The sequence below is a fragment of the Alteriqipengyuania sp. genome (assembly GCF_964222115.1).
Lineage (GTDB): Bacteria > Pseudomonadota > Alphaproteobacteria > Sphingomonadales > Sphingomonadaceae > Alteriqipengyuania.
The window spans coordinates 87400-113719 of the sequence record NZ_CAXQBM010000023.1; the positions used below are offsets into that span (position 1 = coordinate 87400).

The 26320-nt window shown below is 65.1% G+C and carries 27 protein-coding genes and 1 tRNA gene; 10 read left to right on the forward strand and 18 right to left on the reverse strand.

Translation table 11 applies throughout. The features are described 5' to 3' along the window. Positions 1-3 precede the first annotated feature (3 nt). The 5 genes from ACEQXE_RS04620 to ACEQXE_RS04640 all read right to left on the reverse strand — a co-directional run bounded on the left by ACEQXE_RS04620 (position 4) and on the right by ACEQXE_RS04640 (position 2750). Positions 4-79: transfer RNA gene (locus ACEQXE_RS04620), tRNA-Lys, on the reverse strand. Next, positions 70-579, reverse strand: a complete 510-nt coding sequence (folK, locus tag ACEQXE_RS04625; protein ID WP_370177808.1) for a 2-amino-4-hydroxy-6-hydroxymethyldihydropteridine diphosphokinase — start codon at positions 577-579, stop codon at positions 70-72. Before folK ends, ACEQXE_RS04620 begins: the two co-directional genes overlap by 10 nt. Beyond that, positions 576-1427, reverse strand: a complete 852-nt coding sequence (aguB, locus tag ACEQXE_RS04630) for an N-carbamoylputrescine amidase (RefSeq protein ID WP_370177778.1) — start codon at positions 1425-1427, stop codon at positions 576-578. Before aguB ends, folK begins: the two co-directional genes overlap by 4 nt. A 37-nt stretch (positions 1428-1464) precedes the next feature. Continuing rightward, positions 1465-1902 carry a nuclear transport factor 2 family protein gene (locus tag ACEQXE_RS04635; RefSeq protein WP_370177779.1) on the reverse strand — a complete coding sequence of 146 codons (438 nt, stop codon included), beginning with the start codon at positions 1900-1902 and terminating at the stop codon, positions 1465-1467. After that, the gene (locus ACEQXE_RS04640) at positions 1902-2750 is read right to left on the reverse strand and encodes a class I SAM-dependent methyltransferase (RefSeq protein ID WP_370177780.1); all 849 of its coding nucleotides are present in this window, start codon (positions 2748-2750) and stop codon (positions 1902-1904) included. The genes ACEQXE_RS04635 and ACEQXE_RS04640 overlap by 1 nt, the downstream gene beginning before the upstream one ends. A gap of 104 nt (positions 2751-2854) precedes the next feature. Between ACEQXE_RS04640 and msrA the strand changes: the two genes are divergently transcribed. Together msrA and ACEQXE_RS04650 are read left to right on the forward strand one after the other, a co-directional pair. Beyond that, positions 2855-3400: a peptide-methionine (S)-S-oxide reductase MsrA gene (gene msrA / locus ACEQXE_RS04645; protein ID WP_370177781.1), complete on the forward strand. Its 546-nt coding sequence runs from the start codon at positions 2855-2857 to the stop codon at positions 3398-3400. A gap of 342 nt (positions 3401-3742) precedes the next feature. Beyond that, the gene (locus ACEQXE_RS04650) at positions 3743-4180 is read left to right on the forward strand and encodes a peptidylprolyl isomerase (protein ID WP_370177782.1); all 438 of its coding nucleotides are present in this window, start codon (positions 3743-3745) and stop codon (positions 4178-4180) included. Positions 4181-4221: 41 nt separating this feature from the next. Here the strand turns inward: ACEQXE_RS04650 and ACEQXE_RS04655 are convergent, their stop codons facing one another. Beyond that, the gene (locus tag ACEQXE_RS04655) at positions 4222-4683 is read right to left on the reverse strand and encodes an N-acetyltransferase family protein (RefSeq protein ID WP_370177783.1); all 462 of its coding nucleotides are present in this window, start codon (positions 4681-4683) and stop codon (positions 4222-4224) included. Between the two features lie 167 nt (positions 4684-4850). Here ACEQXE_RS04655 and ACEQXE_RS04660 point away from each other — a divergent pair, with 167 nt between their 5' ends. Then, positions 4851-5420 (forward strand): cytochrome b, encoded by a 570-nt coding sequence (locus ACEQXE_RS04660; protein ID WP_370177784.1) that lies wholly within the window; start codon positions 4851-4853, stop codon positions 5418-5420. Here the strand turns inward: ACEQXE_RS04660 and ACEQXE_RS04665 are convergent. After that, the gene (locus tag ACEQXE_RS04665; RefSeq protein ID WP_370177785.1) at positions 5417-6658 is read right to left on the reverse strand and encodes an RsmB/NOP family class I SAM-dependent RNA methyltransferase; all 1242 of its coding nucleotides are present in this window, start codon (positions 6656-6658) and stop codon (positions 5417-5419) included. The two genes, ACEQXE_RS04660 and ACEQXE_RS04665, sit on opposite strands and share 4 nt — an antisense overlap. A 37-nt stretch (positions 6659-6695) precedes the next feature. Between ACEQXE_RS04665 and ACEQXE_RS04670 the strand changes: the two genes are divergently transcribed. Continuing rightward, the gene (locus ACEQXE_RS04670) at positions 6696-6863 is read left to right on the forward strand and encodes a DUF1674 domain-containing protein (RefSeq protein WP_370177786.1); all 168 of its coding nucleotides are present in this window, start codon (positions 6696-6698) and stop codon (positions 6861-6863) included. Here the strand turns inward: ACEQXE_RS04670 and ACEQXE_RS04675 are convergent. From ACEQXE_RS04675 to ACEQXE_RS04690, 4 genes are all read right to left on the reverse strand, one after another. Next, entirely contained in the window at positions 6860-8251 is a 1392-nt protein-coding gene (locus ACEQXE_RS04675) for a cytochrome P450 (protein ID WP_370177787.1), read from the reverse strand. The two genes, ACEQXE_RS04670 and ACEQXE_RS04675, sit on opposite strands and share 4 nt — an antisense overlap. A gap of 42 nt (positions 8252-8293) precedes the next feature. Beyond that, a complete protein-coding gene (gene hemH, locus ACEQXE_RS04680) occupies positions 8294-9328 on the reverse strand; it encodes a ferrochelatase (RefSeq protein ID WP_370177788.1) in 1035 nt (344 codons plus the stop codon). Positions 9329-9389: 61 nt separating this feature from the next. Then, entirely contained in the window at positions 9390-11666 is a 2277-nt protein-coding gene (locus ACEQXE_RS04685; RefSeq protein ID WP_370177789.1) for a molybdopterin cofactor-binding domain-containing protein, read from the reverse strand. Beyond that, complete coding sequence (locus tag ACEQXE_RS04690; protein ID WP_370177790.1) at positions 11663-12646, reverse strand: P-loop NTPase; 984 nt, start codon at positions 12644-12646, stop codon at positions 11663-11665. Before ACEQXE_RS04690 ends, ACEQXE_RS04685 begins: the two co-directional genes overlap by 4 nt. Positions 12647-12720: 74 nt before the next feature. On the opposite strand from ACEQXE_RS04690, the gene hflK reads away from it, so the two are divergent. The 3 genes from hflK (at position 12721) to ACEQXE_RS04705 (ending at position 16472) form a co-directional block, all read left to right on the forward strand. Further along, entirely contained in the window at positions 12721-13932 is a 1212-nt protein-coding gene (gene hflK / locus ACEQXE_RS04695; protein ID WP_370177791.1) for a protease modulator HflK, read from the forward strand. Positions 13933-13934: 2 nt separating this feature from the next. Continuing rightward, positions 13935-14777, forward strand: a complete 843-nt coding sequence (gene hflC, locus ACEQXE_RS04700) for a protease modulator HflC (protein WP_370177792.1) — start codon at positions 13935-13937, stop codon at positions 14775-14777. A gap of 168 nt (positions 14778-14945) precedes the next feature. Then, complete coding sequence (locus ACEQXE_RS04705) at positions 14946-16472, forward strand: Do family serine endopeptidase (RefSeq protein ID WP_370177809.1); 1527 nt, start codon at positions 14946-14948, stop codon at positions 16470-16472. Between the two features lie 90 nt (positions 16473-16562). Here the strand turns inward: ACEQXE_RS04705 and ACEQXE_RS04710 are convergent, their stop codons facing one another. The 4 genes from ACEQXE_RS04710 to ACEQXE_RS04725 all read right to left on the reverse strand — a co-directional run bounded on the left by ACEQXE_RS04710 (position 16563) and on the right by ACEQXE_RS04725 (position 20500). Continuing rightward, positions 16563-18782, reverse strand: a complete 2220-nt coding sequence (locus ACEQXE_RS04710; protein ID WP_370177793.1) for a transglycosylase domain-containing protein — start codon at positions 18780-18782, stop codon at positions 16563-16565. Between the two features lie 124 nt (positions 18783-18906). Continuing rightward, complete coding sequence (gene msrB, locus ACEQXE_RS04715) at positions 18907-19323, reverse strand: peptide-methionine (R)-S-oxide reductase MsrB (RefSeq protein WP_370177794.1); 417 nt, start codon at positions 19321-19323, stop codon at positions 18907-18909. Between the two features lie 50 nt (positions 19324-19373). Further along, a complete protein-coding gene (locus tag ACEQXE_RS04720) occupies positions 19374-20045 on the reverse strand; it encodes a glutathione S-transferase family protein (RefSeq protein WP_370177795.1) in 672 nt (223 codons plus the stop codon). Positions 20046-20125: 80 nt separating this feature from the next. Next, entirely contained in the window at positions 20126-20500 is a 375-nt protein-coding gene (locus ACEQXE_RS04725) for a hypothetical protein (protein ID WP_370177796.1), read from the reverse strand. A 97-nt stretch (positions 20501-20597) separates the two neighbouring features. Here ACEQXE_RS04725 and ACEQXE_RS04730 point away from each other — a divergent pair, with 97 nt between their 5' ends. Next, on the forward strand, positions 20598-22028 hold the full coding sequence (locus ACEQXE_RS04730) for an NAD-dependent succinate-semialdehyde dehydrogenase (RefSeq protein WP_370177797.1): 1431 nt from the start codon (positions 20598-20600) through the stop codon (positions 22026-22028). Positions 22029-22064: 36 nt separating this feature from the next. Here ACEQXE_RS04730 and ACEQXE_RS04735 read toward each other — a convergent pair whose 3' ends face one another. Beyond that, entirely contained in the window at positions 22065-22733 is a 669-nt protein-coding gene (locus ACEQXE_RS04735) for a hypothetical protein (protein WP_370177798.1), read from the reverse strand. A gap of 141 nt (positions 22734-22874) precedes the next feature. Here ACEQXE_RS04735 and ACEQXE_RS04740 point away from each other — a divergent pair, with 141 nt between their 5' ends. After that, positions 22875-23255 carry a VOC family protein gene (locus ACEQXE_RS04740; protein WP_370177799.1) on the forward strand — a complete coding sequence of 127 codons (381 nt, stop codon included), beginning with the start codon at positions 22875-22877 and terminating at the stop codon, positions 23253-23255. Between the two features lie 122 nt (positions 23256-23377). Here the strand turns inward: ACEQXE_RS04740 and metW are convergent, their stop codons facing one another. Together metW and ACEQXE_RS04750 are read right to left on the reverse strand one after the other, a co-directional pair. Further along, entirely contained in the window at positions 23378-23986 is a 609-nt protein-coding gene (gene metW, locus ACEQXE_RS04745) for a methionine biosynthesis protein MetW (protein WP_370177800.1), read from the reverse strand. Next, positions 23983-25071 (reverse strand): homoserine O-acetyltransferase, encoded by a 1089-nt coding sequence (locus ACEQXE_RS04750; RefSeq protein WP_370177801.1) that lies wholly within the window; start codon positions 25069-25071, stop codon positions 23983-23985. The genes metW and ACEQXE_RS04750 overlap by 4 nt, the downstream gene beginning before the upstream one ends. An 88-nt stretch (positions 25072-25159) precedes the next feature. Here ACEQXE_RS04750 and hisC point away from each other — a divergent pair, with 88 nt between their 5' ends. Then, a complete protein-coding gene (hisC, locus tag ACEQXE_RS04755) occupies positions 25160-26263 on the forward strand; it encodes a histidinol-phosphate transaminase (protein WP_370177802.1) in 1104 nt (367 codons plus the stop codon). The last annotated feature ends 57 nt before the right edge of the window (positions 26264-26320 follow it).

The window sequence follows — 26320 nt, forward strand, 5'->3', positions numbered from 1 at the left end:
AGATGGTGAGCCGTGCTGGGTTCGAACCAGCGACCTACTGATTAAAAGTCAGTTGCTCTACCGACTGAGCTAACGGCCCGACCAGAGCGGGTCCCTAGGCAGGGGGCGCGAGCGGGTCAAGCGTGCGTGCAGATGGCGCAGCTTCAGTCCACCGGAGGTGACGTGCCAATCGTCGGCAATGAGCATGGCGGGATCGAGCACGAAGCGGCGCTCCGCCAGCCCGTGGTGCGGGATCTGTAGGCCACGCGAGTGCCAGATACCGCCGCTCCACAACACGATATCGAGATCGAGCACGCGGTCGCCCCAGGCCTGCCCGCGTCGCCGGCCGAATTCGCGCTCGATCTGCTTGAGACCGCGCAGAAGCTCTGGCGGAGGCAGCTCGCTCTCCAGCTCGATCACGGCATTGGCGAACATCCGCTGCGCCGCGCCCATCGCGGCGCTATCGATTACCGGACTGCGCTTGGTCACGGTGCCAAGCGAGGATAGCTCTTCCATTGCGGCACGTACGACCCCGTGCGGATACCCATATCCACCATGGGGTCGGTTGGAACCGAGCGCGACGAGATAGCGATGGTTCAGACGTCCTCCGCCAGACGGCCATACAAGTCGGGCCGCCGATCCCGGAAGAAACCCATGCCAGCCCGGTGCTTCGCCGCGGTGTCGAGATCGAGCGTGGCGACCAGCACTCCGTCTTCCTCGCGCCCGAACTCGACCAGCTTGTCGCCCCATTCGTTGGTGATGAAGGAGTGGCCGTAAAATGCCTGCCCCTCTTCCGTCCCGATCCGGTTGGCCGCGATCACGGGCATGCAGTTGGACACGGCATGGCCCTGCATCGCGCGCTGCCACATCGCGCTGGTATCGAATTCCGCGTCATAGGGTTCGGATCCGATCGCAGTCGGGTAGAACAGCAGTTCGGCGCCCATCAGCGCCATCGCGCGCGCGCACTCGGGGTACCACTGATCCCAGCAGATGCCCACGCCGATACGCGTGCCGAAGACATCCCATACCCTGAAGCCGGTATTGCCGGGACGGAAGTAGTACTTCTCCTCGTAGCCCGGCCCGTCGGGGATGTGGCTCTTGCGATAGACCCCCATGATCTCGCCATCGGCGCCGATCATCGCGAGCGAGTTATAGTGGTGCGGGCCGTCCTTCTCGAAGAAACTGGTCGGGATCGCCACGCCCAACTGCTTTGCCAGCTTCGCCATCGCACGCACCGATGGATGCTCAGCCACTGGCGCTGCGCGGGCGAACAGACCCTCGTCTTCGACCTTGCAGAAGTACGGGCCGTCGAACAGCTCGGGCGGCAGGATCACCTGCGCGCCGCGCGCAGCCGCTTCCTCCACCAAGGAAGAGACAGCCGCAATGTTCTCTGCTTCGTCCGGCGAATTGAGCGCCAATTGCAGGGAGGCGACGGTGAGCGTGGTCATGTCGTGCGCCTATGGTCCGGCATCGAGGAAGTCCAGATCAGCTGCTGTGGTCGGCGACGATGCGCCATCCGTCCGGCCCGTCTGCGAAGACGACCGAGGCTATGCCCGTGGCCGGATCGGCGCCGTCATATGCCAGGTGGTAACGCACGATGATGAGCGCATGGTCCGCCCCGAGCATCCGGAAGTCGAGCGTTTCGAAGCCGAGCGTCCCCTGATCGCCAGTAGTGAAGCCATAGCCACCACTATAGCGATCGCGGATCGCATCCACTCCGCGCAGCATGGCGTCGCCGCCGACATAACTGGTTGCCGGATCATCGGCATAGACACCCAGAAAACGGTCGAGATCGCCCTCGTTCCAGCCGATCGCCGAGTCGTCCAGCGCGGCTTCGACCGCCACCTGCTCTGCGGATTGTGCCCAGGCCGATCCTGCCGGGAGCAGCACTGCGACCGCCAGTGTGAGAGCAAGGCGTCCCATCACTGACGCTTCCTGAACAGCAAGGTCATCCGGTCGCTCTCGCCAATCTCACGCAGTTCCTCGCGCTTGGTGCCGAGCGTCGGCGGCAGTTCCCACACGCCGCGTTCCCAATCGGCGGTGTCGGCCGGGTTGGCATTCACATCGCTCATCCCCGCCAGCTCGAACCCGTAAGCCTGCATGAAGGCGATCACGTCGCTCTGGCGCAAGTAGCCGCGATTGCCATCGGTCATGTCGTAAGGTTGGCCTTCGGGTGCGCGGTGCTGGACAATGCCGACCATTCCGTCATCCGCCAGCATCTCGCGAATCGCCATGATCTCGGTATCGGCAATCCCCCAGCGCATCATGTTGTGCAACATGCGGATGATGAGCACGCGGTCCACCGTACCATTCACGTCTTCGGGTACCTGTGTGGCGATAAACGCGCTGACGTTTTCCGCAGGGATGCCGGTCTGTTCGATAACCTGTGCCCCGAAAGTTGCGGGAAAGGCAGTCAACCGATCGTTCATGCTTTCCGGCACACCGCCGCCCGGGCCGAAGTTCAACCCGATATACTGGCCATCCTGGCCCACATAGGGCGCGATCACGCGGGTGTACCAGCCACCGCCGGGTGCATATTCGGCCACCGTCATGTCCGGCCGGACACCGAAGAAGTCGAGCGTTTCGAACGGATGGCGATACTGGTCGCGAGCCCGATCATCGTCGCGCGCAGCAGAGGCAACCGCGGCTTTCAAGGCCGGATGGTGATCGTGCAGCTCGGGCGTGTAACCCGCGCCGCCCGTATCCGTGTCGGCCAATGCAGGTGTTGCGAAGGCGAGGCCGGCAACGGCAGTAAGAAGGGCAAGGCGCATCGTGATTTCTCCCCGGTTCGATGTTGCGCGCACACTAGGCCGCGTCCGCCCGATGACAAGAGGCCGCACGCTTCCTACCTCGCCCCCTGAAGGAGAATGACGACATGGCTGAGACCGCGATTTTCGGAGGCGGATGCTTCTGGTGCACCGAAGCGGTGATGAAGGACGTGATCGGCGTGGAAAGCGTCGAAAGCGGCTATATCGGAGGCACCGTCGAGAACCCGACCTACAAGCAGGTGTGCACGGGCAATACCGGCCATGCCGAGGCGGTGCGGGTCACCTATGATGCCGACGCGATTTCCTATGGCGAATTGCTCGACATGTTTCTGGGCACCCACGACCCAACCCAGCTGAACCGGCAGGGCAACGATGTCGGCACGCAATATCGCAGCGCGATCTTCCCGCTCGATGCCGCGCAGCGCGACGAGGCCGAGGCTGCGATCGGGCGCTGGAACGCGGCCAATGGCGCAATGGCCGTAACCACGATCGAAGGCTTCGACGGCGACACGCAAACCGCGACCTGGTATTCGGCGGAAGGCTATCACCAGGATTACTGGGACGGCGAAGGCCAGCGCAATCCCTACTGCCAGGCGACCATTCCGCCCAAGCTGATGAAGCTGCGCAAGAGCTTCCAGAAATACGTGAAGTGAGACCCCTGATTCACTCTTCGATTCCGAGCTTCTGACACACCTGACACAGTGTCTTAAGCTCAAAAAACCGCCGCCGGATCGGGCCTCGCAACAGGTGCCCCCGGCCGGCGTTTCCATATCGTGGCGCATCGCGCGAGCATGGCACGTCCAGCCCCCTGTAGGACAGTGCTGAGCAATACTTCACACGCTTGCGGCCTGGTCCATTTGACATCCGGGGTTGCGGCTTGCGAGGTTAGGGCCACCTAGGGTCCGTATCGAACACTCCCGTGGCCGCACCAATGCCTGTTCGGGCGCGCGCGGCCCCCATGCGCCACTCGCGCGCGCCAACAAAGAGGACAGCCAATGCCTACAGCCAAGAACGGCGACACCGTCGCCATCGATTTTGTCGTTAAGACCGATGCCGGACAGGTCGTCGGCAATACCGAGGAAAGCGGCCCGCAGGTCGTGACCCTTGGCAAGAACGAGATCTTCCCGCAGATCGAAGCCGCGCTGGACGGGATGGAAGTCGGCTCGGTTCAGCAGGTCAAGATCGACAGCGAAAACGCCTTCGGCGCGCGCAACGAACAGCTGGTGATCGACGTTCCGCGCGAAAACCTGCCGCCCGAACCCGCCCCGCAGCCGGGCATGCAGCTTTCCGCACAGGGCCAGGACGGCCAGCCGATCCAGCTCGTCATCACCGAAGTGGGCGAGCAGTCGGTAAAGGCCGACGGCAATCACCCGCTGGCAGGCGAAGACCTGACCTTCGGCGTGACCCTGGTCGAGATCAAGGAAGCCGCCTGATCGCGGACGGGCCGGAGCATCGCGCCCCGGCCCTCCCCCTTTTACAACGCCTTCCGGAAGATGACCTTGTCGTCATCGGCCGCGTAGTAATCGCGGATGCGCGCTTCCCGATCATAACCCAACTGGTCGTAGAAATGCCGGGTGCGCTCGAATTCGGGTGTGCCGGACGTTTCGACCAGCAGCACGCGCACGCCTTCGCCGGCCAGTTGCGCCTCGATATGGCGCATGAGACCCTGCCCGATGCCCTTGCCGTGGGTTTGGGGATCGACCGCAATCAGCAGGACATTCCACGTCCCTTCGGTCATCGGTTCGGGGATATAATAGGCCACGCCGGTGACCCTTTCCGTCGTCGCGACGATCCAGCGCTGGTCGGTGTCGCCGGAAAAATAGCCGGCGGTCATGTCGGCCAGCATGTCCGAGGGGAACATGGCGTTGCTGTCGACAAGATGTGCGACGCGCGGAAGATCGCTCCGCTCCAGCGGTCGTATGCCGTGGTTTTTCAATGCTTTTCTCTCAAATTCATGCAGACAGGAATCAGCACCGGCAGGCGTGGGAGCGTTCCGAGCAGGCTTCAGATATCCGTCATCGTATTTATCCTGTCACCGATCGATTGCGCCAACCCTCGCGCTCACGCATGTAACGCAGTCGACGCGCGATTGAAGGAAGACAGATGCAAGCCACCCCACAAAGCCCTGCCAACGGAGTCTTCGACACTCCGCAAGCCTTCGGCCCGGTCAGCCGTGCGCTGCACTGGATCATGGCGGCGCTGCTGCTGTGGCAGTTCTGCTCTGCCTTTTCGCATTTCTTCCTCGAGGACACCGCCGTCGAAAGCTTCTTCTGGGGCGGGCATTACCTCGTGGGTTTTTCCATTTTCGTCCTTGCTTTGCTGCGCGGCGCGTGGGGCCTGCTGAACCTTTCGCGTAGGCCGCCGCATGTTGCGGGGGCGCTGGGCAAGGCGGCGGTTGCCGGCCAGACGCTCATGTACGTCCTGATGATCGGCGTCCCTTCGCTCGCCCTGTTGCGCGCATGGGGCGGGACACGGGGCTTCGAGCTGCTTGGCGTTCAGATTTTCGCTCCGCAAACGAACGAGATCGAGTGGACTGGCGCGCTCGCGGGGCAATTCCACGGCGAGCTTGGCTGGGTGCTGTTCGCGGCGATTGCAGGCCATATCGCGATGGCCTTCCTGCACCCTAAGTTCGGCGGCGAAAACGTGCTGCCGCGCATGGGCGTGGGCAGCTAGGCCTTCCGCCAGCGCGCGACGAAAAACCCGTCGAGCCCGCCATGTTCGGGCAGCATTCCCGGGTCGGTGCGCAGGTGGCCGTCTGGCGTGGGCGACAGCCCCTCGGGAAGCTCGTCCGCGCGGATCGGATCCGGCGCGAGCACAACCTTCGCGGCCTGCGCTTCCCCCTCCACGCTTTCCAGCGAGCACACCGCGTAGACCAGCGTGCCTCCGGGTGCGAGCCAGCCGCTTGCGCGCTCGGTCAGGCGTGCCTGCACGTCCGAAAGGTCCGCGATCTGGCGCGGGCCGATCCGGTGCAGCACATCGGGATGGCGGCGCGCTGTCCCCGTCGCGGTGCATGGCGCGTCGATCAGGATCGCGTCGAAGGGTGCCTCAGGCTCCCACTTGAAGGCATCGGCGGCGATAATGTTGGCCAAAAGGCCGGTGCGCTTGAGGTTCTCCTCGAGCAGCTTGAGCCGCTTGGCCGAGATGTCGAGCGCGGTCACATCCCACCCCTGCGCCGCCAGTTGCAGAGTCTTCCCGCCGGGCGCGGCGCACAGATCGAGCGCGCGCTTTCCTCCGCCCTCGCCCAGCAGGCGCGCAGGCAGCGATGCGGCGAGGTCCTGCACCCACCACACGCCATCCTCATACCCTTCGAGCTCGTGCACTGCCTGCCCGCGCGAGAGGCGCAGGTGCCCGGGTGCAAGGCTGTCCGCACCCAGCTTCACCGCCCATTCCGCCGTCTGCGACGCGTCCTTCAGCGTCAGGTCGAGCGGGGGCGGTTCAGCGAGACCGGCGGCGATGGCACCAGCCCTCTCGCCCCAGCGCTCAGCCACCGGGTCGGGTAGCGTCGGTGATGGCGGCAGTTCGACACCGCGCTTGGTGAGTGAACCAAATACGCCATGCGCCAACCGCTTCGGCCCGCCCGACAGCAGCGGCAGCGCGGTCGCAACCACCGCATGCGGCGGGGTATCGAGCCGCAGCCATTGCGCCAGCATCAGCCGCAGGACGGCGCGCGGCTTGGCATCCTCGGGCAGGTTCTCGCGCGTCGCGGAATCTACAGCCGCATCGAAGTCGACCAGCCAGCGCAAGGTCTCTGCCGCTATGGCTCGCGCCAGCCCGGCATCGGATGCGGGCAGGCCGCGCAAGGCAGCGGCCTCGTTCTGCTCCAGCGTCTCGCCCCGGCGCAGCACGCCATCGAGCATGCGCAGCGCTGCCCGGCGCGCGGGCAGGCCGGGAACCTCTTCTGCCTTAGCCATGCTTGAAACCGGCGCTCCGGCACGTCATCTTGGTCATATGCAACGCGCTACTACACGCCCCGCAGAGTTCAAGAAGCCAGCGCACTGGAACGACGATCCGCCGCCCGCGCCAGAGGCTGCCGACGAGAGCGAGGACGATCCCAAGGGCCTCAGCCCCACGCGCTATGGCGACTGGGTGAAGGACGGAATCGCAATCGATTTTTAGTCGAGCGGCTTCAGAGTGACCCGCAACCCATCCTTCGGCTGCGGGATCGGCCACGCCTGCCATTCGGGCGCATAGCCTTCCGCCACGTCGATCCGGTAGCGGGTCAGCATGTGCGCCATCAGGATCTTGATCTGCATGTAGGCGAAGTGAAGGCCCAGGCACATATGCGCGCCGCCGCCGAAGGGCACCCAGGCATATTTGTGCCGCGCCTTTTCCGCTTCGCGGGTGAAGCGCATCGGGTCGAAAGTCTCGGGCGAATCCCAGATTTCCGGGTCGTGATGGACAAAGTGCGGGTTCACGCCCACCGGCGTACCGGCAGGGATGCGGTATCCCCCGAATTCGAACGATTCGAGCGCGCGACGCGGAATCGTGGGCACCGGCGGCATCATCCGCAGCGCTTCCTTGAACGCCATCTCGGTCAGCTCCGCCTGGCCAAGCTCGTCATAACCAAGCGTGCGCCCTTCCCCACCGATGATCGCCCTCAGTTCGTCGCGCAAGCGATCCTGCCACGCCTGGTCCTTCGCGAGATAATAGACCAGCGTGGTGGCAGAAGAGGTGATCGTGTCGTGCGCCGCCATCATCAGGAAGTTCATGTGGTCGACCACTTCGTCGACCGGCAGCAGCTCGCCATCCTCGCGGGTTGCAGTCGCGAACTGGCTGAACATGTCCTGCCCGCCGCCCTCGGCGCGGCGGCGCTCGGTTTCCTTTGTGAAAAAGTCGACCAGGTACGCACGCCCGTCGACACCCTTCTTCAGTTTGGTGAACGGCAGCGGGCGCCGGATCGGCGCGACCGATGCCTGCACCATGTCGACGAAGGCCTGGTTCACCTTCTGCGATTCCTCGCCGAACGGTATCCCGATGAAGCTGTCTGCCGCGAGGTCGAGGGTCAATTGCTTGATCGCGGGGTAGAAGCGCATGTCGCCGGCTCCCCACTCGTCCATCCGCTGGTCGATGCCGTGGTTGAGCGCGCCGACATAGTGGCGCATCGGCGCGGGCTTGAACGCGATCGACAAGGCCTTGCGATCCGCCCGATGATGGTCGAAATCCATCAGCATCAGGCCCCGCGGGAACAGCTGGTCGAGGATCGGGCCCCAGCCCTGCTCACTGGAGAATATCTTCGCGCGGTCGAACAGGACGAGCTCGTTCGCGTCCGCACCGATCAAAGAGACGACATTCCCGCCAAACGCGTTGTTACGATAGACGCGCCCGTATTTCTCCACCATCGCGCGGGTAAAGGCCGGGGGATCGGCCAGCATCTTGAAGGTGTTGCCCACTATGGGCAGCCCGCTCTCCCCGGGAATATGCGCGAGATCCGCCGGAGTAGGGTTCTCGTCCTTCCAATGGGTCGGGCGCGCAATCGTGGGTTCGTGGGCTGCGAGAGTGGCCATCGGGGTGCTCCTTACTTACCCCAATGTAAGTTATTTGCGTGGTCAAATCCAGCCGGACAATTCGCGCCGCAGCAGGCTCTCCAGCATCGCAAGGCCCGCATTCGACGTATTCAGGCAGGATAGCGCGGCAAATTGCTCCCCGCCTGCATCGACGAACTGTGCACGTCCTTCGATGGCCAGCTCTTCGAGCGTTTCGAGACAGTCTGCGGAAAACCCGGGAGCGACCACGGCGAGTCGCCTTGTTCCCTTGCCCGCCTCTTCCATCAGCACCGCATCGGTCGCAGGCTCAAGCCACTTGGCCCGCCCGAAACGCGACTGGAAGCTGGTGCGAAAGCGCAGGCCGGGGTGTACACCGGATTGGCCAAGCTTCGCCTCCAGCAATCGCGCGGTTTTCTGGCAGTGGCAGTGGTATGGATCGCCCAGCTCCAGCGTGCGCGCAGGCATCCCGTGGAAGCTCATCAGCAGCAGTTCGGGCGTGAAATCGAGGCCATCCAGCTGCCGCTCGATGTCATCCGCCAGCGCGTCGATATAGAGCGGATCGTCATGGTAAGGCGGCAGGGTGCGCATGCTCGGCTGCCAGCGCTCGCCCGCCAGCCATGTATTCGCCTTGTCGACCACGGTCGCGGTCGTCGCCGCGCAATATTGCGGGTAGAGCGGCGCGAGAAGAATGCGTTCGCACCCGGCGTCCTTGAGCGCGGCCAGCCGGTCCGGGATCGAAGGCGCGCCGTAACGCATCGCCCAGTCGACCATCACCGCCTCGCCAAGCGCACCGGCCATCGCCTCTGCCTGCGCCCTGGTGATCGCGGCGAGCGGAGAGCCTTCCTCGGTCCACACCTTTGCATAGGCCTTGGCCGATTTGGCGGGGCGGGTGTTCAGGATGATCCCGCGCAGGATCGGCTGCCATGCGATCGGCGGGATTTCGACCACGCGCCGGTCGGACAGGAATTCTCCCAGATACCGCTTCACCTCGGGCGCACGCGGCGCCTCGGGCGTGCCCAGATTGACGAGCAGCACCGCGACCTTGCCGGAGCGGACAGGCGGGTGATCGGTTGGAAGCTGTTGGCTTTGCCAGGTCATGCAATTTGCCAAGGCGAAGCGTGCGCCTGCGTCAAGCCAAAGCGCCTCGAACCAGCGCGCATCATGCCGCCTGCGCCGCCGCCAGATCGAGCGGCAGGCTGCGGAACCTCTGCCCCGTGGCAGACGACAGCGCATTGGCAATCGCGGGCCCGGCAATCACCGTGCCGAGTTCGCCCGGATCGAAGGACGGAGTGTCGCTGGACACAAAGTCGATCGCGATTTCCGGGCTATCGGCGAGTGTCGGCAGGTTGAGGCCGGCAAGACGGCTGGTGGTCGGGAAACCCTTGGTGAAACCGACCGCCGATCCCAGCGCCAGCGACAAGCCGTAGGTCAGCCCGCCCTCGATCTGCTGGCGCGCAAGGTCGCGGTTGACGATCCGGCCGATATCGGCGGCCACGCTCAATCGTTCGACCCGCACGCCGCCTTCGCCCGGGCCTGCCTGCGCAACGCAGGCGATCCGCCCCATCCGCTCGCCCAGCTGCATGCGGTGGCAGGCAAGGCCTTGCCCGCTCGCGACTTCGCCGCCACTCCATTCGGCCAGCCGCGCCGCCCTTTGGAGCACTTCGACCATCTTGAGGTCCTGCCCGAGCATTGCGACCCGGTAAGACAGTTTCTCGCGGCCCAGTTCCTCCGCCAGTTCGTCGACGAAGCACTCGGTGAAAAAGGCGGTCAGCGCGTCGCCACCCCCGCGCATCCGGGCGACGGGCAGGTCGATGTCCACCGGCACGTGATCGACCGCGAGATTGGGAATGGCATAGGCAGGCACGGCGCCCGAGAGCGCAAGCGGATCGCCCTGCCCCGCGCTGTCTTCGCGCGCGGCCCAGGTTGTTCGATTGTCGAACAGGCGGGCGCCCTGTTCGCGCATGAAAGGCGGCATCGCGACCTTGGTGGTCAACGCGATGATGCTGCCATCGCGCCCCAGCCGTGCGCTGACATGCGCCGCGGCAGGTGCGCGTGGCGGGCTCTTGAGCATTTCCTGCCAGCGCGACCAGACAAGCTGCACGGGGCGGTCGAGCTCGCGCGCGATCACTGCCGCTTCAATGGCGTGCGTATGGTCCAGCCGCGCGTCGAAACTTCCGCCCGCCGCCATCGGCACGAGGATGACATCCTCGACCCCGATGCCGATGGCGCGGGCCGCAGCCGCCCGGGCGCGCTCGGGCACCTGGCTGGCCATCCACAGCGTCAGCTTGCCATCGTCCAGCCACGCGGTCGCGGTCGCGGTCTCGATGGGGGCATGCATGGCCGGTGCTACATCGTAGCGGCGAGAGAGCGTGGGCTTGCCGTCGATCACCTCGCGCGCACCGACCTGCGCCAGCCGCTGGGGTGATCCCTTGTTGACCCCGTTTTCCAATGCGGTGGCAATCCGGTCGCTGTCGGCGCGATCACCGCCGGTGAAGACCGGCTTCATGGCGGAAAGCGCCTTCTCTGCCGCCCACCATGTTTCGCCCGCAGCGGCGAGCCAGCGATTGCCTTCGACGATCCCGACCAGCCCGCGCACCTTTGTGCCTGCGTCCTTGTCGAAGCTTTTCAGGCGGGAACGGTCTATCGGGCCGTGGCGGATCGCGACATGGACCATGCGCGGCAGGCGGATATCGCCTGCGAACAGGAAACTGCCATCGACCTTGGCGGGCAGGTCGAGCCTCGGGAAGGCCGTTTCTGCGTCCGACCCGGCGCCCGTCGGCGGTTCGGCGGGCGGCTCGGAGAGCAGAGGTGGAACGTCGGGCGGATCGCGCTGCGCGGCACCTTCGGCCAGTTCGGCGAAGCGCAGCTGCCGGTTGCCGGCTACGACGAAGCCATCGGCTGCGCGGCACTGCTCGGGCGCGATCTTCCACCGCGCAGCCGCCTCTTCGATCAGCATGGCGCGCGCACTGGCTGCTGCCTCGCGAGCGGGCATTTCGTACGCGGCCAGCGTGGTCCCCGCAGCGGTTGCGTTGAAGCGGGTGCGCTCGGCAAAGCGGCGCGCGAGCAGCGAATCCTCGTCGCTGGCAATATCCGCGCCGCCAGCCAGCCACAGCCGCGCCCAGTGGCTCGCCAGCGCGGTATTCGGGTAGGCGCCGGTGGGCGGAGCAGGTTCGACTGCGATCTGGCGCCAGTCCGCGCCCAGCTCCATAGCGACGATCTGGGGGATCAACGTGGTGACGCCCTGCCCCATTTCGCATTGGGGTACCGCCACCGTGATGACGCCATCGCTCGCGATCTTGAGCCACGCGTTGAACCCGGCCTCTCCCTCGGTCGGATCGAGGGGCGCGCCGAAACGCTGGGGCATCAGCCAGAACGCGACCAGCAGGCCGCCACCGGCCGCTGCGCCCGCCAATACGCCGCGCCGCGAAACCTTCATCCGGCAGTCACTCCGATGGCGTCGGCAATGGCTTTTGCGATGGCGTGGTAGGCTGCGGCCTCGGGCGTGTCGCCCAGCGCCACGGGTGTCCCGGCATCGCTCGCCTCGCGAATCGCGTGGCTCAGCGGAATGCGCCCGAGGAACGGCAGTTCCAGCCGACGCGCCGCCGTTTCCACCCCGCCGCTGCCGAACGGATCGCTCGCCTCGCCGCAATGGGGGCAGACATAGCCTGCCATGTTCTCGATCAGCCCCAGCACGGGCACCTCGCCCTGGTCGAACAGCGAACCTGCCCGCGCCGCATCGGCCAGCGCAAGGTCCTGCGGGGTCGATACGATCACCGCCCCATCGGGCCTGAATTTCTGCAGCATGGTGATCTGCACGTCGCCAGTACCCGGCGGCAGGTCCACCAGCAGCACTTCGGCATCGCCCCAGTTCGCTTCGAACAGCTGCGCCAGCGCACGCCCTGCCATCGGCCCGCGCCAAGCGAGCGCGCGGCCTTTTGCCACGAGGTGCCCCATCGACAGCATGGGAATATCCGCTGCACCGACCACCGGCTGCAAGGTCTCACCCTCAGCTTCGGGCTTCAGGTGCTCGCTCCTGAGCAGGATCGGCTGCGAGGGCCCGTAGATATCCGCGTCGATCACGCCCACGCGCACACCCGCCTTTTTCAGCGCGACCGCAAGGTTCGCGGTCACGGTCGACTTGCCGACCCCGCCCTTGCCCGATCCGACCGCAATGATCCTGCGGCGCACGCGTTCGCCCATGAAGGCAACCGCGATTTTCTCGCCCCCCGCCTTGCCGGCAAGGCCCGATCGCAGGTCCGCTTCGACCGCCGACTGCGCCTTTTCGTCCAGCCCGCTGCCATCCACCACCAGCGAGATTGCGCCCTCGCGCCGCCGCACTGCGGCCACCCGCCGGGCCAGTTCGGCAGGCAGGGCAGCCTTCACCCTTTCAAGCTCGTCCGTCGCACCGATCGTCATCGCAGCGTCAATAACAGCAAAAATGCGCGGGCAACCCCTGTTTTTCGCGCGAAGTGCTTCCTATAAGGAATGCTATGAAAATCTTGGACGGGTTCCACTCGAGAATCGCGCTGGCGATGGCCGGCAAAAATCCCTGGGGCAGTTCTTCCGACGATGATGGCGGCGATCGATCAGACCCGCCGAAGGGAGAGGGTAACGGATCGGGCGACAAGCCTGCTTCCGACAAACCCAAGGGGCCGCGCAATCCATGGCTGCCGCAAGGCGGCGGCGATGGCTCGGACAGGGGCGGGCGTCGCTCTGCCTCGATAGAGGATATCTTCAAAAATCGCGGGCCCGAAGGTCCGCGTCGTCGCCCCGGTGGCCCGGGCGGGCCCGGTGGCCCCAACTTCCGGATGCCCGAACGCCCCGGCGGCAAGAGCTGGGTGCCCGTTATCATTCTGGTGGTGCTGATCATCTGGGCGCTGGTCACCAGTGCGCACCTGATCGGGCCGCAGGAAAAAGCGGTGGTGAAGACGCTGGGCAATTACACCCGCACGCTCGATTCCGGCCTCCAGTTCACCGCGCCCTTCCCTATCGAAACGGTCGATATCGAGGATGTCGAGGGCGTGCGCTCGGTCCGCATCCCGGGCGGTGACAGCCAGGCGAAACTGATCCTGACAGGCGACCAGAACCTGGTCGACCTCAGCTACATCGTGCGCTGGAACATCAAGGATCTGGAAGTCTTCAAGTTCCGCGTGGTCGACCCGATCGAAACCGTGAACGAAGCTGCCGAGGCTGCAATGCGTGCTGCCGTTGCCGAGACCGAGCTGGACGAGACATTCTCCGGCCAGGGGCGCGCCGCGATCGAACTGGACGTGCGCGAGCGAATGCAGGCCACGCTCGACAGCTATGGTGCGGGCATTCGTGTGCTGGGTGTCGAAATCGAAAAGGCCGATCCGCCGGCGCAGGTGGTCGACGCCTTCCGCGACGTGCAGGTCGCCGAACAGAATGCCGACGCGGCGCGCAACCAGGCGCGCGGCTACGCCCAGCAGGTGCTGGCGCAGGCCGAAGGTGAGGCGCAGGCCTTCGACAAGGTGTACGAGGAATATCGTCTTGCACCCGAAGTGACGCGCCGACGCCTCTATTACGAAACCATGGAGCGTGTTCTGAGCCAGACGGACAAGACGATTGTCGAAACCGACAATGTCACGCCGTACCTGCCGTTGCCCGAAGTGAACCGGCGTCGCTCGACCGGCACTTCGTCGCAGTCCTCGCAAACCGTTGTTGCACCGCAGGGGAGCCAGTGATCATGGTCAGGTTGTGGGAAGAATACCGCCTCGCGGTCATCCTCGTTGCAGTGGCCCTCGTTGGCCTCCTGATGAGCGTCTATATCGTGCCCGAGGAAGAGCAGGTCGTGATCGTGCGGACCGGTAATCCGGTCGGCACGGTCAACACGGTCAGCGGCGAAACGAACGCAGGCCTGTACCTGCGCGTACCGTTCATCGATTCGGTCCGCCGCGTCGAGAAGCGACTGCTCGATCTGGAAATGAACGACGAGGAAGTGCTCTCGGCAGACCAGCAGCGCTTGCTGGTCAACGCCTATGCCCGGTTCCGCATTACCGATCCGGTCCGCATGGTCGAACGTGCCGGGACGACGGATGGCGTGCGCAATGCGCTCGAACCGATCCTCAATTCGGTGCTGCGCCAGGAACTGGGCCGCCGCACATTCCAGGCAATGCTGACCGCAGAGCGCGGCAATGCACTCGCCAATGTACGCGCGAACCTCGATCGGCAGGCACGGCAGTACGGAGCCGAGGTGGTCGATGTGAAAATCATGCGCACCGACCTGCCCGAAGCTCCGCTGCAATCCGCTTTCCGTCGGATGGAATCGGATCGTGAGCGCGAAGCCCGCACCATCCGTGCAGGCGGCAGCCGCGATGCGCGCATCATCCGCGCCGATGCCGATGCCGAAGCCGCGCGAATCTATGCCGAGAGCTTCGGTCAGGATGCCGACTTCTACGATTTCTACCGCGCGATGCAGAGCTATGATGCAACCTTCGCGACGGGTGAGAACGGCGAACGGTCGAGCGAGAGCAGCATCATCCTGTCTCCGGACAACGAATACCTGCGGCAGTTCCGCGGACGCCGTTGACGGTTCGTCGAGCGCGCCCGGTCATCCAGCAGGATGATCGTGGCTCGTTCAATCGAGATTAAGCGCCCGCAGCCTTCATTCAGGCGTGGGAAAGAGAGCGACCCTTCGTGCGTTGGACGTGCGTAGTCGGTCGATGACTAGAAAAGGAACCAGAAGGACGTGAGACCCGTGCGATATGCTTATGGCCTGACCTCCGCGCTGCTGCTTGGCGGCGCAACCATCTCCCTCATCACCGGACAGCCTGCGGGAGCGCAGGTGGCGCAGAACGATGACGCCCGGATCAACACCGTGGTCCCGCGCGCAGGAGCGCCTGCCAGCTTCGCCGACTTGACCGAGCAGCTCGCCCCGGCGGTGGTCAACATCTCCACCCGCCAGCGTGTCGAAGTGCGCAGCAGCAATCCCTTCGCTGGCACCCCGTTCGAAGGCATGTTCGGCGATCGCGGCGGCGGCGAGCCGACCACGCGCGAAGGCCAGTCGCTCGGCTCGGGCTTCATCATCTCGGCGGATGGCTACGTGGTGACCAACAACCACGTGGTGTCCCCGCAAGGTCGCGGGACCATCGAAGAGATCACCGTGACCATGCCCGACGGGGCGGAGTACGAAGCCGAACTGATCGGCAAAGACCCCGAATCCGATCTCGCGGTCCTCAAGATCGAGCGGCGCGAGCCCTTCCCCTTCGTCCAGTTCGGCGATTCGGAGAATGCCCGCGCGGGCGATTGGGTGGTCGCCATCGGCAACCCCTTCGGCCTTGGCGGCACCGTGACCAGCGGGATCATCTCCTCGGTCCTGCGCACCGCGGGCGCCGGCGCCTATGACCGCTTCATCCAGACCGATGCGGCGATCAACCGCGGCAACTCGGGCGGTCCGCTGTTCGACATGCAGGGCAATGTCATCGGCATCAATAACGCAATTCTTTCGCCCACCGGCGGCAGCGTCGGCGTTGGCTTTGCGATCCCCGCAGACACTGCCGCACCGATCGTCGATCGCCTGCGCAACGGTGAAAGCATTGAACGCGGCTATCTGGGTGTCGGCATTGCGCCGGTCACCGATGATTTCGCCAACGCACTCGGCCTGCAGCGCAATCGCGGCGAACTGGTGCAGTCGGTCGTCGAAGGCGAGGCAGCCGCACGCGCCGGGATCGAAGCCGGCGATGTCGTGATCTCTGTCAATGGCAAGGCCGTGACGCCCGACCAGACGCTGTCCTTCCTCGTGGCCAATGTGAAGCCGGGTACCACCATCCCGGTCACCCTGATCCGCGATGGCAAGCGCCGCAACCTGCAGGTAACCGTGGGCAAGCGGCCCAGCGCGGAACAGCTCGCCCAGTCGCAGATGTTCGGCCAGGGCGACGATGACGAAGACGCGATGAACGCGCCGATGGACGATGGCGAGTTCCTGGCCAAGAAGCTTGGCCTGGGTGTCGTGCCGATTAACCCCAATATCGCGCGCCAGCTTGGCGTCTCTGCCGATACGACCGGACTGGCAATCGCCGGAGTGGTCCGCAGTTCCGATGCCGCGCGCAAGGGACTGCAACGGCGCGACATTATCCTGTCCGCGAACTACCAGGAAATCTCGACCACCGAGGAACTGGAAGCAATCGTGCGCGAAGCCGAAGAAGCGGGCCGCGACGCCGTGGTCCTGCGGATCCAGCGAGCACGTGGCCAGACCGGTTACTTCGCTGTGCGCATCCAGCGCTAAGCCCGCGACAACCCGAACATGAGAAGCCCCGTCGGAGCGATCCGGCGGGGCTTTCTCTTTGCGTCTTGCCAGCGTGTGCCTGTCGCCCGGTCAGTTGCCCTGCTGGCGCTGGCTGGGAGGTAGCGCGGGCGCTTCGCCCCGGCCCGGCTGCGAGGGCGCAGGACGGGGGAGCGGTTGTGGCGGCGGTTGCTGTTGCGGCGGCTGGGGCCGCGCGCCCTGCCCACCCTGCACGCCGCTGCTGGTCTGGCCATTGCCGATCGCGCGTTCGAGGAAGTCGTCGTCGACCGCTTGCGGCTCGCCATCGGCACCCTGCCCGGGACGCGGGCGCTCCGTCGCGCCTTCGCTCGCCGGGCCAGGCTCGCCCGCCCCGCGACCGGGCTCGATAAGGTTGCCCTGCTCGTCGATCAGGTAATAATCGTCCGGATCGCCGTAGTAGAATTCCTCGTCGGGCTCGACCTGCCAGTCGGGCAGGTCGGTCGAGGTGTCGAACTGTTCAACCGGGCGGTTCTTCACCGCAAAGCGCATGAAGGCGGCAAAGGCCTGTGCGGGTGCACGGCCACCCTGCAGCCCGCCTACCCTCTTGTTGTCGTCGCGGCCCATCCACACGCCGGTGGTGATGCCCGAGGAAAAGCCGACGAAGTAACCATCCTTGTTCGAACTGGTCGTGCCCGTCTTGCCCGCAACCGGTCGGCCGATCTGCGCGGCCTTGCCCGTGCCGGTCTGCACGGCAGCCTGCAGCAGGTCGGTCATCTGCGCGGCGACATAATCCGGCACCAGCCGCACTTCGCGCGGTTTTTCATGCTGGTAGAGCGTTTCGCCCGAGGTCGTCGTCACCTTGACGATGCCGTAGGGCTCCACCGCCATGCCGCCAGCCGACACTGCGGCGAAAGCGCGCGTCATGTCGAGCAGACGAACCTCCGAACTGCCCAGAACCATTGCCGGGAAAGTGGAGATGTTCGAGCTGATCCCGAAACGGCGCGCCATCGAGGCCACGGTCCCGAAGCCCACTTCATTGCCCAGCTGCGCCGCGACCGTGTTGACCGAATAGGCGAAAGCCTGCCGGATGGTCATTTCACCGGCAAAGCGGCCGGACGAGTTGCGCGGGCTCCACCCGTCGATGGTGATCGGAGCGTCGACCACTTTATCATCGACCTGGTAGCCAGATTCGAGCGCGGCGAGATAGACGAACAGCTTCCACGAAGACCCCGGCTGGCGCTGGGCCACCGTGGCGCGGTTGAAATTGCTGGTGACGTAATCCGTCCCGCCGACGAGCGCACGGATCGCCCCGTCCCGGTCCAGTGCAACAAGGGCGCCCTGCGCGCCGGATGGGGCGTTGGACTTGATCGCAGCAGTTGCGGCGCCCTGCATCCCGGTGTCGATCGTGGTCCACACCTCGATCGGTTCGAGCGTGTTGGGCAGCAGGATATCGAGCTGCGGCAGCGCCCAGTCGGTGAAATAGCGGACCGAGTTCTGCCCCGCTTCCTGCTTCAGCTTCACCGCCGATGGATCGACCGAGGCCTCTTCGGCGGTGATCCGCCCCTGCTCGCGCATCAGGCGCAGCACCACCTGCGCACGGCCGACAGCGGCATCGACATCGGCGGTGGGCGAATATCGGCTCGGCGCCTTGACCAGCCCGGCGATGATCGCCGCCTCTGCGGTCGAAAGCTCCGTCGCAGGATGGCTGAAGAACTTGCGACTCGCAGAATCGACGCCATAGGCGCCGCCGCCGAAATAGACCTTGTTGAGATAGAGCTCGAGGATCTGTTCCTTGTCGAAGCTCATCTCCAGGGCCATCGCCAGCACGGCCTCGCGCAGCTTGCGGTCCATCGTGCGGTTGGAATTGAGGAAAATGTTACGCGCGAGCTGCTGCGTAATGGTGGAGGTGCCGCCAACGCGCGAACGCCGCCCGGTCATCGGTTCGATCAGCGCGCCGCCGGTCCGCCAGATATCGATGCCGAAGTGCGAGTAGAACCGCCGGTCCTCGACCGCGATCATCGCCTGCTTCATGGCATCGGGAATCTCTTCCTTGTCCAGCCATTCGCCATAGCTCGGCCCGAGCTCCAGGATTTCGCTGCCATCGGCTGCGCGCACGACGATGGTCGGCGCAGTCGGCGCGGCCTTAAGCTCTTCATAGGAGGGAAGCGAACGTGCGGTGAAAGCGACCGCCAGGATCAGGAAGATCACGCTGAGCGCAGCCAGCCCGCCGGTCCACATCAGGGTGAGCTGCAGCCAGCGCGGCGCCTTTTCCCACGTCTCCGCACCGGGAAAGCGGCGCTGCTTCTCGCCACGCGTGGTCGTGTACCTGGCCATTAAAGCCCTCTATCCCAGACTATGGCGCGGCGCGACACGCACCCGAGTTTTCGCATCTCGCCTATGCATGGGCAAAGCTCAATGGCGAATGAACGGCCGACACTTTTTTGCCGTAATTCTTCACTCAGTTTCCTACGGGCGGATCGCCCGCCGCCTCGAACTCAAGTGCAGCGGAATTGATGCAATAGCGCAGGCCGGTCGGCTGCGGGCCATCGGGAAAGACATGGCCGAGATGGCCGTCGCATTTCGCGCACATCACCTCTGTCCGGGTCATTCCGTGCGACGTGTCCTGCTCCACCTGTACGGCATCCTCGTCGACCGGCGCGTAGAAGCTGGGCCAGCCCGATCCGCTGTCGTATTTCTCGGCGCTGCGAAACACCAGGTTGCCGCAGCCAGCACAGTGATACTCGCCATCGTCCTTCAGCTTGTCGTAGGCGCCGGTGAAGGCGCGCTCGGTGCCCGCTTCGCGCAGGACATGGAACTGTTCGCGCGTCAGGCGGTCGCGCCACTGGGCTTCGGTCAGTTCAAGCTTGTCGGACATGATGCGGGTTCTCCTTTGCAAGCTTATCGGGCGGGAGCTTTGAAAACAGATCAGTCGTCGAGCTGGGAATAGTGAGGGGGCGGCTGGATAACATCCATGCGTTCGGACAGCAGCGGGCCAAAACTCGGCCTGCTCTTGAACGCGGCGTACCAGTCGCGCGTCGGCCCGTGATCCTTCCAGTCGATCCCGCCGAGATAGTCCGCGACGGAAAGCTGCGCGGCGGCGGCAATGTCGGCCAAGCTCAGCTGCGGCCCGGCAATCCAGGCGCGGTGATCGAGCAGCCAGTCGAGGTAATCGAGATGCGCGTGGGCCAGCTTCATCGCCTCGCGAATGATCCGGGAATCGGGTGGCTCGCGCAGCACGATGCGCTTCTTCATCCGTTCGTGCAGCAGCGGCATGGTGACGTCGCCGAACAGGTTTTCCTCGAACAGCGCGACCAGCCGGCGGATTTCCGCGCGGTTTAGCGCAGACCCGTTGATCATCGGCGCCTTGTCGACCGTCTCTTCGAAAAATTCGCAGATCGCGGTCGAATCGCTCAGCACGATGCCCTTCTCGGTTTCCTCCAGCACGGGCACGCGGCCCGCGTGGTTCATGTCGAAAAAGTCGTCCTCCGCCTTCCAGGGGTCGAGGCGCTGGAGGCCGAAGGGCACGCCCTTCTCGCGCAGCAGGATACGGACCTTGCGGCTGAACGGGCACAGAGGGAATTGGTGGATGGTCCACATGCGCGCCCCAGATGGGGCAAGCGCGCCCGCAAATCCAGAGGCTTGGGAAAGCTTATGCGACCTGCAGTGTCAGCTGTGCGTCAGAGCCCTGATGCATCAAGCAGCAGAAGGCACGGCGGCATGATTTCGTCCAGCGATCCTTCGGCGACGATGGCATCCGCCTCCGCCCGCAACCGCGCTTCTATGGCGGCGCGATCAAGGCCCGCTTCATCCATCAGCTGGGCATTCGAGCGGACGAAGAATTCGCGGCCACGCGCTGCCAGCAGCGGATATTCCAGCGCCGCGGGATCGCCCTGCTTCTGCCGCTCGGCAATGAGGGCAAAGGCGGCCGAACACCGCAAGGCGCCCTGCTGGGACACGTCGAGCGGCTGCAGCTGAACGCCATTTGCGGGGTCGGCAGTGCCCGACACAGGCTGAAGGGCAAGAAAAACGAGCGGTAAGAGGTTGGCGATCATGGTCGGGGACTCTACCTGAAGGCCAAGCCTCGCGCTGCCCCTTTCTGGGCGATGGTGCGAAAACAAGACGAACTGAGATCAAGAGGAGCCTATAAGCATGTCCGACCATTCCTCCCTCCACCTTCTGATCGGCGGCGAAAAGCTCTCTGGCGGCGGGCGCGAAACCGCCGACGTGATCGACCCGGCCACCGCCGAAGTGCTCGGCGCGCTGCCGCACGCCACCAAGGACGATCTCGACCAAGCGCTCGCCAATGCAGACAAGGGCTTCCACGCCTGGCGCAAGGAAAGCGCGGACAAGCGCGGCGCCGCGCTCAACAAGGCGGCATCGCTGATCCGCGAGCGCGCGGGCGATATCGCCCAGCTGCTGACGCGCGAACAGGGCAAGCCGACCAAGGAAGCCTACGGCGAAGTCATCTTCTGCGCGATGCTGTTCGAGTTCTACGCCGGTGAATGCAAGCGCACCTATGGCCGCACGCTGGTGCGTCCTGAAGGCCAGGGCGCGCGCGTCATTTACGTGCCCGTCGGCCCGGTGGCGGGCTTTGCTGCGTGGAACTTCCCCGCGATCAACGTAGCCCGCAAGGTCGGCGGTGCGATTGCCGCAGGCTGCTCGGTCATTGTGAAACCGTCCGAAGAAACGCCCGCTGCAGGTCTCGCGCTGGTCCAGTGCCTGCTCGATGGCGGAGTGCCCGGCGACGTCTGCCAGGTCGTGTTCGGTGTGCCGGACGAGGTGAGCCGCCACCTGCTCGCCAGCCCGGTGATCCGCAAAGTCACCTTCACCGGCTCCACTGCCGTGGGCAAGCACCTCTCCAAACTGGCAGCGGAAGACCTGAAGGTCACCACCATGGAACTGGGCGGACACGCGCCGGTGATGGTGTTCAAGGACAGCGACGTCGACACCGTGCTCGATACGATGGTCGGTGCGAAGTTCCGCAATGCCGGGCAGGTCTGCGTCAGCCCCACCCGCTTCCTGATCGAGGAAGACCTGTTCGAAAGCTTCCGCGACGGGTTCGTGGAGCGTGCCAAGGCGATCAAGATCGGCAACGGCACGGACAAGGACACGCAGATGGGCCCGATGGCGAACGAGCGCGGGCCCGAAGGCCTGATCAAGAAGATCGCCGACGCGAAGGACAAGGGCGCGAAGCTGGAAACCGGCGGCGACCGGATCGGCAACCAGGGCTTCTTCTTCGAGCCCACCGTGCTCAGCGAAGTGCCCACCAATGCCGAGATCATGAACGAAGAACCGTTCGGTCCGGTGGCGCTTATCAACCCGATGCCCAACGCCGATGCGATCGTCGAAGAGGCGAACCGCCTGCCTTATGGCCTCGCCGCTTACGCCTGGACCAACGACCCCAAGCTGCGCAGCCGCCTTGCAGCCGAGGTCGAGGCCGGGATGCTGGCGATCAACGGCGCCAATGTGAGCGCGCCCGATGCGCCGTTTGGCGGGGTCAAATGGTCGGGCTTTGGCCGCGAGGACGGCGAAGAGGGCGTGATGCACTGCATGGTGCCCAAGACCATCCACGAAAGCTGATGGGTGTGGCGGGGGTGCGCCCCCGCCTCCCCCGCCTCAGCGCCCCGGCCGCGCCGGATCGACCCATTTGCGCAGTTCGATCTTCTTTTCCTGCAAGTCGACGACCAGCAGCTCGTCCCGGTCGGGATAGCCCAGCAGGATCGACAGCCGCGCCTGGTCGAGCATTTCCATATGGTGGATGCGCGCATAGCCGCGTGCGACCAGCGAGGATGAGAAATCGTCCAGCCCGCCGATCAGCAGCCGCCGCGAGGCCGGGTTGGCGCGGCCGCGATTGTCGCGCAGCTCCGCGTCGAGCACGAAATGCGTCGGAACGGGCGCGGCGCCTTCATCGAAGGTCGACGTGCCACTGGCAACGACGCCAGCCACCGGCCAGATGATCCGGTGGTCGCGCACAATGTTGCGTTCGTTTGGGAGAAGCGAGATGCTCGCCCCGGTTTCCTTGTCGAGGATGACGATATTGGCGACCGCGACCCCTGCATAGCTGGAGCTGGAAGCCGAAGCATCGCGCCGATCGTTCGGCCACCCGACCCGTGCCAGCAGCCAGTCGGTCCCCGCGACAGGCGCAGTGTCGATAATGCTGACCCCGGGTGCAGCCTGCATCTGATCGGCAGCGCCGAAATCGGCATCGTCTTCGCGGTCGACCGGCAGCAGGGGCTCGCACGCGGCCAGCATCGCGCCCATCACCAACAGCGGCAGAATCTTCATCGGCTTTTCTCCCCTTGCACCGCCATGATGCCACGCCTTGGCGCCAAGACCTATCCCGCATTTTTTGGCATTCCGCATTATCGCGATTGCCCGCTGCGAGCGCGATGGTATGCGGATCGGGCAACCCATAGGGAGAGAGAAATGTTCAGCCATGTGATGCTCGGCGCCGACGATATCGACGCTTCCAAGACGTTCTACGATGCGTGCTTCAAGGCGCTGGGCGGGCGCGAAGGTTCGGTCGATCCCAAGGGCCGGGTAATGTATATTCACAATGGCGGCATCTTCATGCTGACCAAGCCGATCGACGGGAAGCCCGCGAGCTGCGGCAACGGGTCGACCATCGGCTTTGCCGCAGCGAGCGAGGAAGAGGCGAACGCGTGGCACGAGGCGGGCCTTGCTGCAGGCGGCACCGCTATCGAAGACCCGCCGGGCATCCGCGAAGGCGCAGGCATGAAGCTGTATCTCGCCTACCTTCGCGATCCGTCGGGCAACAAGATTTGCGCAATGTATCGTCCGGGTTAGGTCCCCTTCCTCCCCTCCCCGTGGGGAGGGGTTGGGGGTGGGGGTTCCCAGCCATCGACCTTGGCACACCCCCACCCAGCCTCCCCCTCAAGGGGGAGGAGAAGTGAGACTTATGGCGGGGGTCAGTCTTTACCCCTAACCACCAGGAACAGCGCAAACTCGGCCCGCAGGTTCGCACCGCGTGCTCCGATGGGGCGCCCCTTGGCAAAGAACCAGGAGCGTTCGATCCGGGCACCGCAATCGGCCACCAGCTCGCGAAAGTCGACCACGGTCAGGTTGCGGATATTGCCGGTCGCGTGCCACGCCTCGGGCAAGGCGGGCGTCACGGGCATGCGCCCACCCAGCCCCAGTGCCACCCGCATCCGCCAGTGCGCAAAATTGGGGAAGCTGACGAAGGCGGCGCGCCCCACGCGCAGCAATTCCTCCAGCACTTCTGCCGGGCGGTCCACCATCTGGATCGTCTGGCCCAGGATCGTGAAGTCGAACGCATCGCCAGGGTAATGCGCAAGGTCCCGCTCGGCATCGCCCTGCACCACGGAGAGCCCGCGAGACACGCAGGTGGCGACGCATTCAGCGTCGATCTCCAACCCGCGCGCATCGACCCTCTTGTGCTCGGCCAGCGCGGCCAGCAGCGTCCCCTGACCGCACCCGATATCGAGCACGCGTGCGCCATCAGGGATCGCCTGCGCAATCGTCGCCAAGTCGGGTCGCAAGGCAGCCAGCGTACTCATCCGACGAACCCCCGCACCACCTCGTCCAGCCCCGGCGTATCGAGCAGGAATCCGTCGTGCCCGTAGGGAGAGGACAGTTCCACGAAGCTGACCGGCGCCCCTGCCGCATTGAGCGCGCGCACAAGGTGCTGGCTCTCCGCCGTCGTATAGAGCCAGTCGGTATCGAAGCTGACAACGCAAAACCGTGCACCGGTCCCGGCGAAGGCATCGGCAAGGCGCCCGCCATGCTCCTCTGCAAGGTCGAAATAATCGATCGCGCGCGTGATATAGAGATAGGAGTTGGCATCGAACCGCTGGGTAAACCCGCTGCCCTGGTAGCGCAGGTAGGATTCGACCTGGAAATCGGCTTCGAACCCGAAGGATTTCGTATCGCGCTCATGCAGGCGTCGCCCGAATTTCTCGGTCAGGCCCGCTTCGGAAAGATAGGTGATATGCGCCGCCATCCGCGCCACGGCGAGGCCTGCGTCCGGGTGCGCGCCGTCGTAGTAATCGCCGCCGTTCCAGTTCGCGTCGGCCATGATCGACTGCCGCCCGACCTCGTGGAACGCGATGTTCTGCGCCGACTGGCGGGCCGCACTTGCCAGCACGAGAACGCGCTCGGCACGCCCGGGAAAGTCCGATGCGAAGGCGAGCGCCTGCATGCCGCCCATAGAGCCGCCGATGGCCGCGTGGACCTTTGCGATGCCCAGCGCATCGAGCAGTCGGGCAATGCCCCGCGCCATGTCGTGCACGGTCACCACGGGGAAAGACGTGCCATAGGGCTTTCCGCCCGGCCCATCGCTGGCTGGGCCGGTCGATCCCATGCATCCGCCGATCACATTGGCGCAGATCACGCAGAAGCGATCCGTATCGACGGGCTTGCCCGCGCCGACCATGCGATCCCACCAGCCGGGTTTGCCCGTCACCGGATGTTCGCTGGCGACATACTGGTCGCCTGTCAGCGCATGGAAGATCACGATCGCGTTGCTGCGATCCTCCGCCAGCGCCCCATATTGCTGGTATGCCATGGTGACCGGCGACAGCTGCGCGCCGCTATCGAGCGGCAGTGGATCGGGCAGGGTCAGGGCGTTGGCGAGGTCTTGCATGGCTTTGTGCGGTGAGAGACCAAAAACTCCCCTTCGACAAGCTTGGGCCACACGGTATGGGCAACTCTCCTCAACTAATCCACGAACGATGAAAAGCAGAGCACCTCAACCCAAGCCCTATATCCTCGACATCGCGCCCTACGTGCCGGGGGTGGCGAAAGCGGCAGACGGGCGCGCGCTGGTCAAACTGTCGGCCAATGAGAATCCGCTGGGCTGCAGCGATGCGGCGGCCACGGCGCTGGCGAAGCCGCACGACGCGGCGCGCTATCCCGATCCCGACTCCATCGCCCTGCGCACCGCGTTGGGCGAATTGCACGGGATCGATCCGGCACAGATCGTGTGCGGCACCGGGTCGGACGAACTGCTCAACCTCGCGGCGCAGGCTTTTGCCGGTGTCGGTGACGAGGTGCTGATGCCGCGCTACTCTTTTTCGGTCTACCCGATTGCCGCGCGGAGGGTGGGTGCCACGCCGGTGGAGGCAGAGGCGCGCGATTATGGCGCCGATATCGATACGCTGCTCGCCGCTGTGACCGACCGCACGCGCGTGGTCTTCATCGCCAATCCCAACAACCCGACCGGTACTCACCTTTCGAATGAAGATCTCGCACGGCTGCATCTGGGCCTGCCCGATGACGTGCTGCTGGTGCTGGACCAAGCCTATGCCGAATATCTGGAGGATGAAGGCGCGGCGGGGCTCGCCTTGGCGGGCGCGGCGCAGAACGTGCTCGTCACCCGCACATTCTCCAAGATCTATGGGCTCGCCTCGGCACGGGTGGGCTGGGCCACTGGCGCCCCGCATCTGATCGATGCCCTCAACCGCATCCGCGCCCCGTTCAACGTGACAGGAGCCACGCAGTCAGGCGCGCTGGCCGCTCTGGGCGACCAGGATTTCGTGCGGCATTCGCGGCGCGAGAACGCGCGGGTTCGCAAAGCCTTCGTCGCCCGGCTGGCGCAACTGGGCAATCATGGCGTGCGCACAGTGCCCAGCGAAGCAAACTTCGTGCTCGTGTTCTTCCCCGACCAACCGACGGCGGAGCGGGTGCGCGACAGGATCGCGGACGCCGGCTATGCGGTGCGGCACCTGCCGGGCCAAGGCCTCGGCGACGCATTGCGCATCACCATCGGTCGTGATGACGACATGGTGAAGGTCGGCGATGCGATAGAGGCTACTCTTATTTGCGAGGTTCGCTAGCGCGAACCTGCCCTTTCCGCCCCGCCTCCCCACCCGGCCAGCAATGATCCCATCAGG

Coding starts and splice junctions, on each gene's coding strand:
- aguB (WP_370177778.1), bottom strand. CDS start 1,427: ATGACCACGCTCACCGTCGCCTCCCTGCAATTGGCGCTCAATTCGCCG.
- ACEQXE_RS04635 (WP_370177779.1), bottom strand. CDS start 1,902: ATGGGACGCCTTGCTCTCACACTGGCGGTCGCAGTGCTGCTCCCGGCA.
- ACEQXE_RS04640 (WP_370177780.1), bottom strand. CDS start 2,750: ATGCGCCTTGCCCTTCTTACTGCCGTTGCCGGCCTCGCCTTCGCAACA.
- msrA (WP_370177781.1), top strand. CDS start 2,855: ATGGCTGAGACCGCGATTTTCGGAGGCGGATGCTTCTGGTGCACCGAA.
- ACEQXE_RS04650 (WP_370177782.1), top strand. CDS start 3,743: ATGCCTACAGCCAAGAACGGCGACACCGTCGCCATCGATTTTGTCGTT.
- ACEQXE_RS04660 (WP_370177784.1), top strand. CDS start 4,851: ATGCAAGCCACCCCACAAAGCCCTGCCAACGGAGTCTTCGACACTCCG.
- ACEQXE_RS04665 (WP_370177785.1), bottom strand. CDS start 6,658: ATGGCTAAGGCAGAAGAGGTTCCCGGCCTGCCCGCGCGCCGGGCAGCG.
- ACEQXE_RS04670 (WP_370177786.1), top strand. CDS start 6,696: ATGCAACGCGCTACTACACGCCCCGCAGAGTTCAAGAAGCCAGCGCAC.
- ACEQXE_RS04675 (WP_370177787.1), bottom strand. CDS start 8,251: ATGGCCACTCTCGCAGCCCACGAACCCACGATTGCGCGCCCGACCCAT.
- hemH (WP_370177788.1), bottom strand. CDS start 9,328: ATGACCTGGCAAAGCCAACAGCTTCCAACCGATCACCCGCCTGTCCGC.
- ACEQXE_RS04685 (WP_370177789.1), bottom strand. CDS start 11,666: ATGAAGGTTTCGCGGCGCGGCGTATTGGCGGGCGCAGCGGCCGGTGGC.
- ACEQXE_RS04690 (WP_370177790.1), bottom strand. CDS start 12,646: ATGACGATCGGTGCGACGGACGAGCTTGAAAGGGTGAAGGCTGCCCTG.
- hflK (WP_370177791.1), top strand. CDS start 12,721: ATGAAAATCTTGGACGGGTTCCACTCGAGAATCGCGCTGGCGATGGCC.
- hflC (WP_370177792.1), top strand. CDS start 13,935: ATGGTCAGGTTGTGGGAAGAATACCGCCTCGCGGTCATCCTCGTTGCA.
- ACEQXE_RS04710 (WP_370177793.1), bottom strand. CDS start 18,782: ATGGCCAGGTACACGACCACGCGTGGCGAGAAGCAGCGCCGCTTTCCC.
- msrB (WP_370177794.1), bottom strand. CDS start 19,323: ATGTCCGACAAGCTTGAACTGACCGAAGCCCAGTGGCGCGACCGCCTG.
- ACEQXE_RS04720 (WP_370177795.1), bottom strand. CDS start 20,045: ATGTGGACCATCCACCAATTCCCTCTGTGCCCGTTCAGCCGCAAGGTC.
- ACEQXE_RS04725 (WP_370177796.1), bottom strand. CDS start 20,500: ATGATCGCCAACCTCTTACCGCTCGTTTTTCTTGCCCTTCAGCCTGTG.
- ACEQXE_RS04730 (WP_370177797.1), top strand. CDS start 20,598: ATGTCCGACCATTCCTCCCTCCACCTTCTGATCGGCGGCGAAAAGCTC.
- ACEQXE_RS04735 (WP_370177798.1), bottom strand. CDS start 22,733: ATGAAGATTCTGCCGCTGTTGGTGATGGGCGCGATGCTGGCCGCGTGC.
- ACEQXE_RS04740 (WP_370177799.1), top strand. CDS start 22,875: ATGTTCAGCCATGTGATGCTCGGCGCCGACGATATCGACGCTTCCAAG.
- metW (WP_370177800.1), bottom strand. CDS start 23,986: ATGAGTACGCTGGCTGCCTTGCGACCCGACTTGGCGACGATTGCGCAG.
- ACEQXE_RS04750 (WP_370177801.1), bottom strand. CDS start 25,071: ATGCAAGACCTCGCCAACGCCCTGACCCTGCCCGATCCACTGCCGCTC.
- hisC (WP_370177802.1), top strand. CDS start 25,160: ATGAAAAGCAGAGCACCTCAACCCAAGCCCTATATCCTCGACATCGCG.